The sequence below is a fragment of the Acinetobacter sp. NS-4 genome, assembly GCF_037402435.1.
Classification (GTDB): domain Bacteria; phylum Pseudomonadota; class Gammaproteobacteria; order Pseudomonadales; family Moraxellaceae; genus Acinetobacter.
This window is the reverse complement of the sequence record NZ_JBBEUE010000002.1, coordinates 166895-182185: the sequence shown is the minus strand read 5'-3', so window position 1 is coordinate 182185 and position 15291 is coordinate 166895. Positions and strand designations below refer to the sequence as shown.

14 protein-coding genes are annotated in these 15291 nt (G+C 42.1%); 9 read left to right on the top strand and 5 right to left on the bottom strand.

Annotated elements, in window-relative coordinates; translation table 11 throughout:
- Window positions 1-4: 4 nt before the first annotated feature.
- The 4 genes from WAE57_RS02360 to sdsA all read right to left on the bottom strand — a co-directional run bounded on the left by WAE57_RS02360 (window position 5) and on the right by sdsA (window position 5126).
- Complete coding sequence (locus tag WAE57_RS02360) at window positions 5-1273, bottom strand: efflux RND transporter periplasmic adaptor subunit (RefSeq protein WP_237786685.1); 1269 nt, start codon at window positions 1271-1273, stop codon at window positions 5-7.
- Window positions 1274-1305: 32 nt separating this feature from the next.
- Window positions 1306-1911, bottom strand: a complete 606-nt coding sequence (locus WAE57_RS02355; protein WP_337707871.1) for a phosphatase PAP2 family protein — start codon at window positions 1909-1911, stop codon at window positions 1306-1308.
- 149 nt (window positions 1912-2060) lie between these two features.
- Window positions 2061-4115 (bottom strand): site-specific recombinase, encoded by a 2055-nt coding sequence (locus WAE57_RS02350; protein WP_337708044.1) that lies wholly within the window; start codon window positions 4113-4115, stop codon window positions 2061-2063.
- Between the two features lie 33 nt (window positions 4116-4148).
- Window positions 4149-5126 carry an All-trans-nonaprenyl-diphosphate synthase gene (sdsA, locus tag WAE57_RS02345; protein ID WP_337707869.1) on the bottom strand — a complete coding sequence of 326 codons (978 nt, stop codon included), beginning with the start codon at window positions 5124-5126 and terminating at the stop codon, window positions 4149-4151.
- A 426-nt stretch (window positions 5127-5552) separates the two neighbouring features.
- On the opposite strand from sdsA, the gene rplU reads away from it, so the two are divergent.
- The 9 genes from rplU to WAE57_RS02300 all read left to right on the top strand — a co-directional run bounded on the left by rplU (window position 5553) and on the right by WAE57_RS02300 (window position 13716).
- A complete protein-coding gene (gene rplU, locus WAE57_RS02340) occupies window positions 5553-5864 on the top strand; it encodes a 50S ribosomal protein L21 (RefSeq protein ID WP_086176296.1) in 312 nt (103 codons plus the stop codon).
- Between the two features lie 19 nt (window positions 5865-5883).
- Entirely contained in the window at window positions 5884-6141 is a 258-nt protein-coding gene (gene rpmA, locus WAE57_RS02335) for a 50S ribosomal protein L27 (RefSeq protein WP_166325924.1), read from the top strand.
- 219 nt (window positions 6142-6360) lie between these two features.
- Entirely contained in the window at window positions 6361-7056 is a 696-nt protein-coding gene (lolA, locus tag WAE57_RS02330; RefSeq protein WP_337707864.1) for an outer membrane lipoprotein chaperone LolA, read from the top strand.
- 274 nt (window positions 7057-7330) lie between these two features.
- Complete coding sequence (locus WAE57_RS02325; protein ID WP_337707861.1) at window positions 7331-8827, top strand: carotenoid oxygenase family protein; 1497 nt, start codon at window positions 7331-7333, stop codon at window positions 8825-8827.
- 134 nt (window positions 8828-8961) lie between these two features.
- Window positions 8962-9750: a DUF3298 domain-containing protein gene (locus WAE57_RS02320; protein WP_337707859.1), complete on the top strand. Its 789-nt coding sequence runs from the start codon at window positions 8962-8964 to the stop codon at window positions 9748-9750.
- A 119-nt stretch (window positions 9751-9869) separates the two neighbouring features.
- Window positions 9870-11141 (top strand): serine--tRNA ligase, encoded by a 1272-nt coding sequence (serS, locus tag WAE57_RS02315; protein ID WP_237786693.1) that lies wholly within the window; start codon window positions 9870-9872, stop codon window positions 11139-11141.
- 90 nt (window positions 11142-11231) lie between these two features.
- Window positions 11232-12608 (top strand): siroheme synthase CysG, encoded by a 1377-nt coding sequence (gene cysG, locus WAE57_RS02310; RefSeq protein WP_337707857.1) that lies wholly within the window; start codon window positions 11232-11234, stop codon window positions 12606-12608.
- 37 nt (window positions 12609-12645) lie between these two features.
- Window positions 12646-13125: a tRNA (cytidine(34)-2'-O)-methyltransferase gene (locus tag WAE57_RS02305; RefSeq protein WP_337707855.1), complete on the top strand. Its 480-nt coding sequence runs from the start codon at window positions 12646-12648 to the stop codon at window positions 13123-13125.
- A gap of 198 nt (window positions 13126-13323) precedes the next feature.
- A complete protein-coding gene (locus tag WAE57_RS02300; RefSeq protein WP_337707853.1) occupies window positions 13324-13716 on the top strand; it encodes a hypothetical protein in 393 nt (130 codons plus the stop codon).
- Between the two features lie 128 nt (window positions 13717-13844).
- On the opposite strand, the gene WAE57_RS02295 is transcribed toward WAE57_RS02300, so the two are convergent.
- The gene (locus WAE57_RS02295; RefSeq protein ID WP_337707852.1) at window positions 13845-15269 is read right to left on the bottom strand and encodes an APC family permease; all 1425 of its coding nucleotides are present in this window, start codon (window positions 15267-15269) and stop codon (window positions 13845-13847) included.
- Window positions 15270-15291 lie beyond the last annotated feature (22 nt).

The following is a 15291-nucleotide window of genomic DNA, read 5'->3' as shown; positions in this document are numbered from 1 at the left end:
CCCCTTATGCATTTGAAGTAGATTTTTGTTCAGTTTTCGGTTGTGCTTGACCGGCTGGCTGGCCTGCTTTATTTGCTTCTGCTGCAGGTTGACCTGCACCTTGAGGCGCAGCGGCTTGAGGTTGGTAAGGCTTCGCAACCACAGTTGCACCTTCTTTCACCTTGGCAATACCATCCACAATCACTTTTTCACCAGTTTGCAAGCCCTTGGTCACAATCCAGTCTTTAGCTTGAACGCCGGCAGTTTCTACCGGACGTGTTTCAACCACACCTTTGGCATTCACGACCATGGCAATGGCTTGACCTGTTGGAGTACGGGTAATCGCTGCCTGAGGAATCAGCATGGCATTCGGAATCACACCTTGCACGATTTGTGCAGTCGCATACATACCTGGAAGTAATAAATGATTCGGGTTCTGGAACACCGCGCGTAAAGTTACCGTCCCCGTTTCCGGATTTACACTGGCATCCGAGAATGCAAGACGGCCTTCAACCGGGTAATAGCTGCCATCTTCCAGTTTAAGCTTCACTTTAGTGTTGTTGCTGCTACCTAAGCTGCCTTGATTCAACTGCTGGCGTAAACGCAAGAGTTCTGCACTAGACTGGTTAATGTCGACATAAATCGGGTCTAAACGCTGAATAGTCACCAATGGACTTTCTTGGTTCATTGTTACCAAAGCGCCTGAAGTAACTGTTGAGCGGTTAGTCTGACCAGAAATCGGTGCACGTACAGTTGAGTAGCCCAAGTTGATTTCGGCATTTTTCAAGGTTGCACGGCTTGCATTCAAGGTTGCTTCAGCCAGTTTTACTTGTGCAGCGATATCGTCATATTCTTGTTTTGAAATGGCATTTGTACCGACCAATTGGCGGTAACGGCCTTCTTTGACACGTAGAACATTCAGATTTGCTTCAGCACTGGCAATAGAAGCACGGGCATTATCGACGTTTGCACGGTTTGTGCTGGAATCAATTTGATAAAGCGCCTGACCTTCACGTACATAACTGCCTTCAGTGAATAGACGCTTGAGAATCACACCACTGGTTTGTGGGCGGACTTCAGAAATTTCAAATGCCGTGGTACGGCCTGAAAGTTCTACAGATTGCTCTACGCTTTGTGGTTGGGCAACAATGACACCGACTTCAGTAGGTGGCATTTGTTGGGCTGCTGCAGCTTGCTGCGCATCCTTAGGATCTTTGCTACAACCAACAAGTGCAATACTTGTTGCTAATGCGCAAGCGGTAAGGGCGGGCGCCCAGAGCTTTGCAGACATCATTCTTCCACCTCGATTAGATTATTATCTAAAAACTAATTTGTTCTCGCCCTACTCAATTTGGCATACAGCCGATAAAGTAGTGTGATCCAAATAAAACTTATGCTCCAACCGGCTAAGACATCAGAGAAAAAATGCACGCCAAGGTAAACCCTGGAAATTCCCATGATCAACAACCACATAAAAGCAACAATAACAATGATGTGCTGTTTGGAATGTCGAAGGCTTAGATAAATTGCAAGACAACCCAAGGTAGCGGCATAAACACTATGAGCGCTGGGAAATGCAGCACCATAGCTGTTGACCAGATGATACATTTCGGGTGGGCGAGGTCTTGAAATTACATATTTGAGCAGCCAAACCGTGGCTATACTTCCTATCAGTCCTAAACTAATGAAAATAACATTTGCATATTTTTTATACCAGGCTTGGTGGAAACACCAGACTGTGGTTAAAAATAATACAAATGGCATGCCGCCTATAGTCGAAAGTGTGATGAATATCTTATTCAAAGGCAGGCTACGATGCTGGCTCAGCCATTCCGTGATCACCCAGTCGAAGTGATTCAAGGATGGATTTACTAGCATTAAAATGCTGAAAATAAATAAGAAAAATCCTACACCAAGCAACAAGTAAGGCATGTAAGGAACCCGGGTTATGTTAGCCGATTAAAGTATGACTAATTCATGGTTAAAGTGTACTCATCAGTACACTTTATTTCAAGTGTGTGTAAATTATACTAATTTCTTTTTACCCATTTTTAACCAAGAAGTAAAACAAAAATAATAGATTACTTCTGTGAATATTTTTGTACCGGGCTAAGTTCATCGACTTCCAATGGGGTCTTCGGTGGCCAGAAAAAGTCACTGGGACGGGTCAGGAAGTGCATGAGTACCAGTTTGGCTAAGGGCTTCCATTGTTCAAAGCGAACACGCCGGGCACGTAATGCCACAATAATGGTCAGGCTAAAACTGACAAACAGGTTGGTGAGACCAATCAGCAGTACGCCTAAAAATGAAACAATAATTAAACCAATTTCTGGGCTGCCATTCACACAGAGTGTGCCTTGGATAAAGTTGGCCGCAGCAAAGGCAATATGGCGAATATCTAAAGGCAGGCCTAAAATAAAACCAATGGTTCCCATGCTGCCGAGCATAATCCCAAACAGGAAATTCCCTGCCAATGCTCCTAAATTTCGTTCGATATAGGCAGAAAATCTATTCAGGCGTTCTTGTCCCAATAGTTGCTTTAACTTGGCATGTGCTTTTAAACGTGGCCCAACTTTACGGTACACCGCCATATTGTCAAAGTAACCGGCGATCAGTCCCGAAAAGAACAAACACACACCGGCAATGGCAGCATGCGGAATCGCTAAGGATGTAAACGGATTCAGTGAATGTAAGGTCTTGGTGGCTTTGGCATAGCTTAAAAGAGGTTCATCCATGCCGTATTGCCAGAGCAGGGTAATCACTGCAGCAGTCGGAATGGCAATCGAGATATTGCCGAGAATGGCAATAAACTGGGTGCGAATAATATTGATAATCAGCGCAGCCAGTTCAGCAATCTGTGCATTTTTAGAACCTTTTTGCTGCTGTACCGTGGCTGCCAGCGCGGCTGCCGTCATGGCTGGCTGTTTGGTGGCGACGGTGAAATGCAGGACATGAATCAACATGAAACCCAGTGAATAGTTCATGCTAAAAATAAACGCCTGCATCATCGGTGCCATGACCAGACGTGCAGCCAGAATTTTCAGGGTCGCCATGGTGGCAATAATCACACCCGCACCAGCGGCGGATTTGTACATTGACCAGAAGCCTTGCTTGTCGGTACTTACATAATGCTCACCGGTTTTACTGGCATTTTCGGTCACTTGCAAGGCAATTAATTCACTGTTATTTGCCAGTAAAGACCGCACACTCCGTTCACTATAAATGGCAGAGGTGATATCGACCAGCAAGGCACTGAGTGATTGATAACGAATTTTATCTTCTTCAACAATCAAGTTAATGAGCAGTTCGATCCGGTCTAAACACTGTTCCAGCAGTGACAATAAATAAGTCAGACTGATACTTACGCCAATGCGTTTAATGGCACGACGAATTTTTAACACTACATCACGACATTGCTCAATCATCACCAAGGCTTGTGAGGCATCGGGTGAGGCAATAATTGCCAGAGGATCGGTGTTTTGATGCAGTACCTTGTAATGTTGAATGAATTCATTGATTTCCCGGTTCTGTACCAGAAAAGGCGATTCATATTCGGTCAGATCAGGCTGGGCATTAATAAATTCGGGATAAAGCCCAATACCGCTAATCCGGTAAGATAAAACAGTAATGGCTTTAATCAGTTCACTTTTAATTTGAAGTTTTTCTTGCTGATTGCTATGCCCCTGATTGACTAAGGCAAACAGCTTTTGCCAGTCTTCATCGGCAATACTGTCCAGCCAGTATTTATCACTGCGTTGATAAAAAACCCGACGGACCAAATCTTGCAGCTGGCTTTCATCATTAATCAGGGGAAGAAAATGAGCACCCAGGCGTTGTGCCAGCTGATTCCAGAAACCATCCAGCGACAAAATACCGGTATCGGCATATAGACTGGTTTGTTTGTAGTGGCTGATTAATTTTAAGATGAAATTTTGCAGTGTGGTGACTGCATGGGGAGTAATCAGTAAGGCTTGAATAAAAGCCTGAAATTTGCGGCTAATTTCTTCAAGATCAGCCGGATCATCTGGCCGAATACGGTTCACTAATTCAATCAGCAGTGAACCATCCAGCACAGCCTGATTGGACTCAAGCTGTTGCTGCATTTTTGAAAATAAATCATTAAAATTGATATGCATAGGCAAGGGGTAAATATCTTCTTTCTAATCCCATCATTGAATTCGGTTTAAAGCCAGCTGGGTCAGGTTAATCAATGCCTGGCGATATTCGCTGTCAGGAAGTGCATCTAGGGCATTCAGCGCAAACTGGGTTTCTTCGGTTGCACGTTGACGGCAATAATCCAGAGCGCCACAGGTTTGCACAATCTCGATCACACGTTCTAATTGGGCTGTACCACCCGTTGCAATACTGCGACGAACAATTTCATGTTCTTCATCGGTGGTTTTTTGCAATGCAGAGATTAATGGCAAAGTCGGTTTGCCTTCCATTAAATCATCGCCAATATTTTTACCTAATGTTTCAGCATCGGAAGTATAGTCTAAAATATCATCAATAATTTGAAAGGCATTACCAAAGTGACCGGCAAAGACGCGCAAAGGTTCACGGTATTGGGGTGTGCCCGATAAAATCGCAGCGCCTTCGGTGGCCAGTTCGAATAAACGTGAGGTTTTCCCGTGGATAATATCGAGATAAGTCTTTTCCGTGGTTTCTGGCTGATGCTGGGCTTGTAGCTGCAACACTTCACCTTCGGCAATTTCACAGGTGCCGGTAGAAAAGTCTTTCAGTAAGGTCATGTCGTTCAGATCGACCAGCAAATCGAAAGCACGGGAGATCAGGAAATCACCCACGAGAACCGCGGTCTGGTTATTCCATGTGGCATTGGCTGTAGGACGACCACGACGCAAGCCTGATTCATCGACCACATCATCATGGACCAGCGTTGCAGTATGCAGCATTTCAATAATGGCCGCCAGTTTACGCTGACGTTCGATATCTTCTGCACCGCAGGCTTTTGCCGCCAATAAGCACATGATGGGGCGCATACGTTTGCCGCCGGCTTCAACCACGTGTTTACTCACCGCCATTACTAAGGCAACTTTTGAAGTGATCCCTTCATTAATAAAAGTGTCCATCGCAGCAAAGTCTGAAGCAACAGGAGCGAGAATGTCTTGCTTAAAGTCGATGGCCATGTGAAGAGAAACCTCTAAAAATTGAATTGCTTATTATAGTGTAACAACTATAGCGGATATAAAGCCAAGATCTTAATATAGTTGTTTAAATCCTGACTAGGCAAATGGTTTTAAATTTGACTGGATTCTACTATTACACCAGATATGTGATCAAACTAGCATTGGGTGTTTTATAGTAGCGAATTGATTTTAAAAATCTATTACATTTTATAAAATGTCAGCTTCAAATCTTCATGGTTATTTTTAATCAGCCTTAATCGTTTATAAAATCAACAACAGCTGTGTGCAAAAAAACGCTGAAATGGCTTGTTGTTTGATTTATTATCACTTAATATGTTTGCCCTTAGATATCCCCCAGTGGCGTTCGTATTAAGATCGATATATTCCTTTATCGGCACGACGACACGGGCATGTTTGGAGTACATTATGTACGCAGTAATCCAAAGCGGTGGTAAACAACACCGTGTTGTTGAGGGTGAAACCCTTAAAGTAGAATTGTTGAAAGCTGAAACTGGCTCAACCGTTACTTTTGATGACGTGTTGATGCTTGTAAACGGCGAAAGCATTCAAATTGGTGCTCCAGTTGTTGCTGGTGCTACAGTAACTGCTGAAGTAGTTAGCCACGGTCGTCACGACAAAATCCGTATTGTTAAAATGCGTCGTCGTAAACATTACCGTAAACAACAAGGTCACCGTCAATGGTTTACCGAGTTGAAAATTACTGCTATTTCAGGCTAATTACGAGGAGTAAATAGACATGGCAACTAAAAAAGCCGGTGGTTCGACACGTAACGGTCGTGACTCAAACCCTAAAATGTTAGGTGTTAAAATGTACGGTGGTCAAGCTGTGACTGCTGGTAACATTATCGTTCGTCAACGTGGTACAGAATTCCACGCTGGTGCAAACGTAGGTATGGGCCGTGACCATACTTTATTTGCTACCGCTGATGGCGTGATCAAATTCGAAGTGAAAGGTCAATTTGGCCGTCGCTATGTATCTGTTGAAACTGTATAAGTTTTAATGGTACGAAAAACCCACATTTGATGTGGGTTTTTTTATGTCTGTAAATCGGTGAAATAATGGTTACCATCTTCATCATGATGTAGAAATGGCTACATTGGCTATTAATAACAATACAAAACTTCTTATTTTCTCAATTATTAGGATTAAAAATTGGTTTAAGATGGACGCATTGAACAAATTGCGATACCGCAAATAAAAAAAGGTGATGATATGAAAATGCTTCGTAAAACCCTGTGTGCGATGACCTTGGGTGCTGCAACGCTTGCACCGGTAATGAGTACAACTGTTTTTGCTGCCCCTGTAGCAGCATCGGAGCAGCAAGCAACCAACAATCTGGTTAAGCAGTTAAGTAATATTCGTACTTTGTCAGCTAACTTTGAACAAACCACTAAAGCGACTTCGGGCAAAGCGCCGCAGAAAAAAGGTTTGACCGGACAACACATGAACCAGACCTTTAAAGGGGTGATGAAAGTTGCACGTCCTGGCAAGTTCTTCTGGGAAACCACCAGCCCATCCAAACAGACCATTGTGACTTCCGGTAAAACCGTATGGATTTATGATCCCGATTTACAGCAAGCAGTCCGTCAAAGTCTGGATGAACAGGTGGCAAATACGCCTGCGTTATTATTGTCGGGGAATACCAGTCAGATTATGAAGTCTTATCGGGTGACTCAGCCCGATAAAGCCAAGACCTATTACACTTTGTACCCTAAAGTGAAAGACAGTGCATTCCAAAGCCTGACCATTAGTTTTGGCGCGAACAAGGCCCCAAGTTTGATGATCTTGCAGGATTCATTGGGGCAAACCACCTATGTGCGCTTTAATAATGTGAAATTGAATCCATCGATTGCTTCTTCAACCTTCAATTTTACACCACCAAAAGGCACCGATATTATTGATCAATAATCAATTGATTGATCACTATTGAATTAAGTACTTATATCATTTAAAAAGCAGTCCTACGTGGCTGCTTTTTTAAATTTTATTGGCTAAAAAATACGAGGCATTTCGGGTAAAGCCTAATTATGCAAAAAGTTATGCAAAAATAAACACAAGATGTCTGGTTCATACAGCCATGTAGCCTATATACAGATAAGTAGATAGACATAAGCAGCAAAGGGAAAAATACAAAAAATAAGCTTGACCTAAAACAAAGACAAAAGCTCAGGAGGAATAAAAAGTGGAAAATAACAATACAGGTGCCTCAACCTTGGATTACCCACGTTTCACCAAATTAAAATCTAAGTTCAATACGTATCGTCAAAAAGTCATGGGGCTGGGTGTGACTTGGCTGCAAAGAAGATCAAAAAATTCAGCTAAAAACTCATCTAAAGCTAAGGCAGAAAATCCTTATCTGCATGGCATATTTGCTCCGGTAGAGGAGGTTGAGAAAAGTGAATTTAGTGTGATTGGTGAAATTCCACAGCACTTAACCGGACTGTTATTAAGAATAGGTCCTAATCCCGTTCATGTTGAGAATCAAGATTTATATCACTGGTTTGCTGGTGATGGAATGCTGCACGCTTTAAAAATTGAACAGGGTCGAGCAGTGTGGTTTAAGAGCCAGTATATCGAAACGGATTCCGTGCAAAAGCTAAAGCATGAACCAGTTAAAGCCGGATTTCGCCGTGGTCCAGGGGATGTAGTGAATACTAATGCTTTTTATCATGCCAATAAAATCTGGGCTGCTGTTGAGGCGGGAACTTTGCCAGCACGTTTAGATCTGGAACTTAATACGGAACAACATTGTCTGTTTAATACCGATGCAGACCTGCCCTTTACCGCACATCCGCATAAAGACAATAACACAGGGCATTTACATGCTGTTTGTTATGATGCGATGGATATTAAACATGCCTATTATGAAGTGATTGATCAGCAAGGAATGTTGCTGCATTGGGCTAAAATTCCTGTCCAGCACGGCCCCATGATTCATGACTGTGCCATTACCGAGCAAGATGTTTTAATTTTTGATTTGCCGGTCACCTTCTCTTTAAAGCAACTCATCAAAGGAAATCCGTTGCCTTATGCATGGAATGAAAAGCATGTAGCACGAATTGGCATTTTGCCTAAATATGGCCGTGCCGATGAAGTACAGTGGATCAATATAGAACCGTGTTTTATTTTTCATGCCGCCAATGCTTATCGCAATGATCAACAGATCATTATTCTGGATGTAGTCGTTCATCGCTCCATGTTTAAAAAGTCCCATCAAGGTCCGTTTGAGCAGCAAAAAACACAATTGCAGCGCTGGACCATTGATCTGAAGAAACAGATCGTAGATCGACAGGTATTAGATACACAGGCTCAAGAATTTCCACGAATTGATGAACGCTCTACGGGTGAGCAGCATCGTTATATTTATAGTGTCAGTTTTGATCCTTTAAACATAAGCAAAGCCAATCATTTGATTTGCCATGACCTGCAAAGCCATGAAAAAACTACTTATGAATTTGGGGAGCACTGGGTGACTGGAGAAGTGGTGTTTCTTCCAGAATCAGTTGATGCAGCAGAAGGTGAGGGCTACCTGTTATCTTATGTGCATCATATCCATAAAGAATCATCCAAAGTGGTGATTCTAAAAGCGCAAGGTTTAACGCTTCAGCCCCAAGCTGAAATTGTCCTTAGCGTACATGTGCCCTTGGGCTTTCATGGTAATTGGGTAGATTTGTCTTAATTTAAGCTGATTTTCATCTTTTTATGGATATATAAGTCTATCTTTTTTGAAGATACATATTTTAAATTTCATTTAGTTACTGAGCTTTGTATAGTGAAGCCGCATGATAATAGGCACTAGGTTGTAAAAATAAAATGGAAATACGCACGAATCAACAATGGCTCTGGGCTGTTCCAATTTCTTTGGCAGCACTCGTCATAACGGGTTGTCAGGAGCGACCAGCTCCAAAAACAGAACAGGCAAGTACTACAAAACAGGAAAACGTTCAGACAATTCCATTAATTCAAGCCAAAGTTGTTCCTGTGAAACTGAGCAAACCGGAAGCATGTGATGCAGAAGGATGTACCCAGTATGAAATTCAGACGGTAAAGAGCAACCTGAAATGGGTGGATGATTATTTTATCGATCGGGTAAAAAAAGCCGATCCGATTGCATTTTCCACCGCTCCGAATCAAAAGGTCAATACTGCCGAAGGGGCGGCACCCAATTTAAGTCAAAGCTCGACCTATATCCGCTTTGTCAGTCAGCAGTATGACCGGGCAACTTTTGCCATTCAAACCTATACCTATTCATCCGGTGCTGCGCATGGCATGTATCATCAGGAATTTGTCAATTTCGATTTGAAAAACAAAAAACGTCTGGCGCTGCAAGATATTATGCTGAAGGGCACAGAGCAGCAATTGTTGAATACTTTGTATGATTCAAACAGCATCTGGCTGGAGCAGCACAGTATCGAAAGAGCGAAACTGAAATTAAGTGATAATTTTTATTATGGTGCCAATGGTATTGTATTTGTTTATCCCTTGTATGAGCTGGCTTCCTATGCAGAAGGCATGACTGAGCTGACCTTGCCTTATTCGGCCTTGAGCAAACTGATTAAAGCGGAATATCTGCCAAGTTTGCCCAAGTATCCAACGTCATAATTTCAGCTTAAATCGGGTAAATTTGCTCTAATAAGCCCCAGCTGTCCGCTCGATCACTGTCTTTTTTAGTGTTTAGCGCTTACACTATAGCCAGTTTTTTTCTTTGCAAAAGATTGGCTATGATCGACCCGAAATTAATCAGAAATAATATTGAGGCTGTAAATTTAGCCTTAGCAAAACGTGGTGTACAGCTTAATGTAGAAGAGTGGGCTTCACTCGAAGCTCGCCGTAAAGAGCTCCAATCGAAAACAGAAGCTTTACAGGCAGAGCGTAATTCGGGTGCTAAACAAGTTGGCCAAATTAAAAAATCTGGTGGCGATGCATCTGAAATCATGGCACGTATGGCAGCCATTGGTGATGAAATTAAAGCTGCTGAAGTTGCGCTTGCAGAATTGCAAACTGAAATTGAAACCAAGTCTTTAACCATTCCCAACATGCCGCATGAATCTGTACCTGAAGGTAAAGATGAAGATGATAATGTTGAAATTTTAAAATGGGGCACACCACGTCAATTTGATTTTGAAATTAAAGATCATACTGACTTAGGTGAATGGATGGGCGGTTTGGAGTTTGAAACTGCGACCAAATTAACCGGTACACGTTTCAGTGTTCTTAAAGGTCCATTGGCGCGTTTACAACGTGCGTTAACCCAATTCATGCTGGATACCCATACGCTTAAAAATGGTTATACTGAAGCGTATGTGCCTTATTTGGTGAATGCGGATTCTTTGCGTGGTACAGGTCAGTTGCCTAAATTTGAAGAAGATTTATTCAAATTGCAGGGTGAAAAAGAGTATTACCTGATTCCGACTGCCGAAGTGCCAGTGACCAATTTCGTGCGTGATGAAATTGTTGATCCAGACCGTTTACCACTAAAATATGCCGCGCATACGCCATGTTTCCGTAGTGAAGCAGGTTCATATGGCCGTGATACCCGTGGTTTAATCCGTCAACACCAGTTCGACAAAGTTGAGATGGTGCAGATTGTAAAACCTGAAGACTCTATGCAGGCTTTGGAAGAATTGACCGGTCATGCTGAAGGCATTTTGCAAGCCTTAGGTCTGCCATATCGTAAAATCATTCTTTGTGGTGGCGATATGGGCTTTGGCGCCATCAAGACTTACGATTTGGAAGTTTGGGTGCCGAGTCAAAATACTTACCGTGAAATTTCAAGCTGTTCATGCATGGGTGATTTCCAGGCACGCCGTATGAAAGCACGTTATCGTGTAGACCAAAAGAAAACTGAATTTGTGCATACTTTGAATGGTTCAGGTTTGGCAGTCGGTCGTACCTTGCTTGCCGTGATGGAAAATTATCAACGTGCAGACGGTTCGATTGAGATTCCTGAAGCACTTCGTCCATACATGGGTGGTGCAGAATTTATTGATTAATCCTCGGATTGATCAATAAATTGATAAACGGCACAGTTTTGTGCATAAAAATTGCTTAAGACAGTCAGATCTAAAATACTGAGGTAGTTCGTGGATATCTTTCCAATCTCTTTAAAGTTGCAACAGCAACCTTGTCTGATTGTCGGTGGTGGACATATTGCCTACCGGAAGGCAGTCCTTTTGGCAAAAGCAGGCGCAGTTATTCACGTGATTGCACCTGAAATTGAAAGTAATTTACTTGAGATTGTTGAATCAAGCCAAGGGCAATATGTCCAAGCCCCTTTTAGCCCAGATATTCCATTACGCCATTACCGTTTGGTGATTGCGGCAACCAATGATAAAGCGACCAATATCCAAGTTTTTGAAGCTTGTGAAGCTGAAAAAATTCTGGTGAATAGTGTCGATGATCCACCGCATTGTCGTTTTATGGTTCCTGCGATTATTGACCGTTCACCCTTGATGGTATCCATTGCCACCAATGGCACCTCACCCGTGTTATCACGTCAAATCCGAACCCAGCTGGAAGCTGCTATTCCTCATGGAATGGGTAAACTGGCAGATTTTTCTGGAAAATGGCGTGCTGCGGTGAAGGCAAAAATTGAAAATCCAGATGAGCGCCGTATTTTTTGGGAAGACTTATATGCCAGTCCGCTCAAAGAGCAGGTGTTTAATGACAACATTGCGGAAGCTGACCGTTTAATTGAACGAGCTTTAATGGAGTGGAAAGCGCCTAAAGGTGAAGTCTATTTGGTGGGTGCGGGGCCAGGTGATCCTGAGTTATTGACATTAAAAGCATTACGCTTGATGCAACAGGCAGATGTGATTATTTACGACCGTTTGGTTTCTCCTGCGATTATGGACTTGTGCCGCCGTGATGCAGAAAAGATTTATGTGGGTAAAGCCCGTTCCAATCATAGTGTTCCTCAAGAAGGGATTAATGCACTATTGGTGGAATACGCAGCGCAAGGTAAGCGTGTCTGCCGTTTAAAAGGCGGTGATCCATTTATCTTTGGTCGTGGTGGTGAAGAAATTCAGGAACTGTTTGCTGCCGGTGTGGCTTTTCAGGTGGTGCCGGGGATTACCGCTGCTTCTGGCTGTTCAGCCTATGCCGGTATTCCTTTAACCCATCGTGATTATGCTCAAAGTGTCCGTTTCCTTACTGGACATTTGAAGGAAGGTTCACCTGAGTTGCCTTGGAGTGAACTGGTTTATGAAAACCAGACCTTGGTGCTGTATATGGGCCTGGTTGGATTGGAAAAAATATGTGCGCAGCTGATTGCACATGGCCAGCGTCCAGATATGCCGGTTGCACTGATTTCTAAAGGTACTACACCAGAGCAAAAAGTGGTGGTGGGAACTTTAGCCGATATTGCATCGAAAGTGGCAGAACATCACATTCAAGCGCCGACCCTGACCATTATTGGTGAAGTGGTAAAATTGCGCGAACAATTACAGTGGCAAGGCTAATTCAGGCCTTGTTGCGTTGAAAGAGTAGAGAAATCCTGTGATTCATGTTGTTTTGTATGAGCCTGAAATTCCTGCAAATACTGGGAATATCATCCGTTTATGTGCCAATACCGGTGCGCAGTTGCACTTGGTAAAACCGCTTGGTTTTGAGCTGGATGACAAGAAGCTCAGACGTGCGGGTCTGGATTATCATGAATGGGCACATATGAAAGTGTGGGAAAACTTTACAGAATGTCTGGCGCATTTAAAGGAACAGGGGATTGAAAGTGATGCAATTTATCCTTTAACCACCAAAGGTTTTGAAACTCCGCATACTTCAGATTTAAACCGTCCGGTTGCCTTGTTGATGGGGCCAGAAACCCGAGGTTTGCCTGAAGATGTGCGCATGATGTTCCCGAAAGAACATTGGATTCGTTTACCGATGGCAGCAAATTCACGCAGTTTGAACTTATCCAATGCTACAGCAGTTATTTTGTATGAAGCTTGGCGCCAACAAGGCTTCCAAGAATTAAAATAAAGATTGAACTGATCATTAAAAACCACCTGAGGGTGGTTTTTTTTATGTAAGTTTGACTCATTTTATCTTCTCCATTTCATCAATTTTAGTTATAAAAAGAGAATAAATAAGAACTAAAGTGAGTACACTTTGAACCTGAGAAAGAAATATACATTTTTTATTACTGGGCTGATTGCTCTTGCAGTCGTTACAGTTATTATGCCAGCAACTTCTTTTGCAGAATCTCTAGTTGCTCATCAGGCAGCAACGGAAACAGTAAAACCGATTACTCAAGCCGAAATTCAGCAAGGCTTAAAAGACATGCAGCAACGAATGAATCAGCAAATTGAAGCATGGGGCAAGACTTTAACGAGTGATGATTTTGAATGGAGTTGGACTGGGCGGCAGCTTAAAAAAGAAAAACGTCAGCAAGTGTGTGGTATCTATCAAAATATCATTAATGACATCTATGGTCTGGCCGTTGAAAATAAAGCACGTTTGAGCGAGCAAGAGCAAAAACTGTTGCAGGATCGCAATGCCTTTATTCAGGCATTGGGTTATCAGGACAATCTTGTAGATAGCAAGATGGGATTTAATTGCCGGCTCAGATAGATTTGCGCTATACAAATGACTTGATGAATAGGTATAAAAGGGGGGAAGCCTAAAAAACTCCTGAAAAAAAATCAATGACCATAAAAAAGACGCATTAAGCGTCTTTTTTATTAAATCAAAACATTTATTTAGTGGTGAGTATCATCAAATTCATTATGTTGTGGAGCTGGGTGCTTAAAGCCTTTGGTTTTATACGCTAAATATGCAACTCCAATAACAGCCCAAGCCAATCCAAGTTTAAGAGCCATCTCATCAATTTCTAACCACATGAGGAATACGCTGGCAAAACCAAGAGTAGGGATAATTACATAGTTCATCACGTCTTTTAATGATTTAGTTCTTCCATCACGTAATGCATAACGTGAAATCACAGAAAAGTTAACAAAACTGAAAGCTGTTAAAGCACCAAAACTGATCAAATTGACAATATGTTCTAGATCGAGGAAGCCGGCAGTCAATGCAACTACACCAACAATCAAAATATTGTAGGTTGGTGTATAAAGTTTAGGGCTAATATGACTAAAAATTTTCTTATTGATTACACCATCACGCCCCATTACATACATCAAACGTGAAACACCTGCATGTGCTGAAATACCAGACGCAAGTACGGCAACAACTGCAAAATAAAGCACTAAATTTTTAAAAGCTAATCCAGTTATTGCAGTTAAAATAGTGGTAGTACCCAGAGCTTCTAACATTACTGGTTGAGATTCATCTAGTGGGTTGAAGTATAAGTTGGCATCGCTCGGGAAGAATAGTTGAATGAAGTAGGTGCTGAAAATAAAGATAATACCTGCAATTAATGCTGTCAGGAAGATGGCCTTTGGCAGTGTTTTTTCGGCATCTTTCGTTTCTTCTGCCAAAGAAGATAGGGCATCAAAACCTGTAAATGAGAAACATAAAATGGTCGCCCCACCAATCAAAGCGCTAATTGAAGTCATTTCATTCCAAAAAGGAGCAAGTGACCAAAGTTCGGCTTTGTCTGGATTTAGTGTACCGTTTGAATAGATGCCTTGTGTGAGAAGTAAATAAACTTCATAAATAAAATAAAAGATTACACCCAACTGTACAACGACAATCGTGCTGTTGAAACGTGCGACAAATCTTGAACCAAATAGATTGATTACAGTCATAATAACTGTAAGGCCAATGACCCAAATCCAATTGTTTACACCAGGAAAGAGGGCTCTTAAATAAATATCTGCCAAAATGATATTCACCAATGGCGATAATAAATAATCCAGCCAAGATGACCAGCCCACCATAAAACCGACATTCGGATGAATTGATTTTTGCGCATAAGTATAAGCAGAACCTGAAGATGGGTAACGCTTAATCATATGTCCATAGCTAATCGATGTTAGAAGAATAGCAACAAGTGCAAAAATATATGAAGTTGGAACATGTCCGTGACTTCCGTCTGATACTAAACCAAACGTATCGAATAATGTAAGTGGCTGAATATAGGCCAAACCAATAATGATGATATGCCACAATACAAGATTTTTCTTTAGTTTTGCTGTGGATGGAGTCCCAGAGATATTTGTCAACGGCGTTATCCTCTTATCGTTG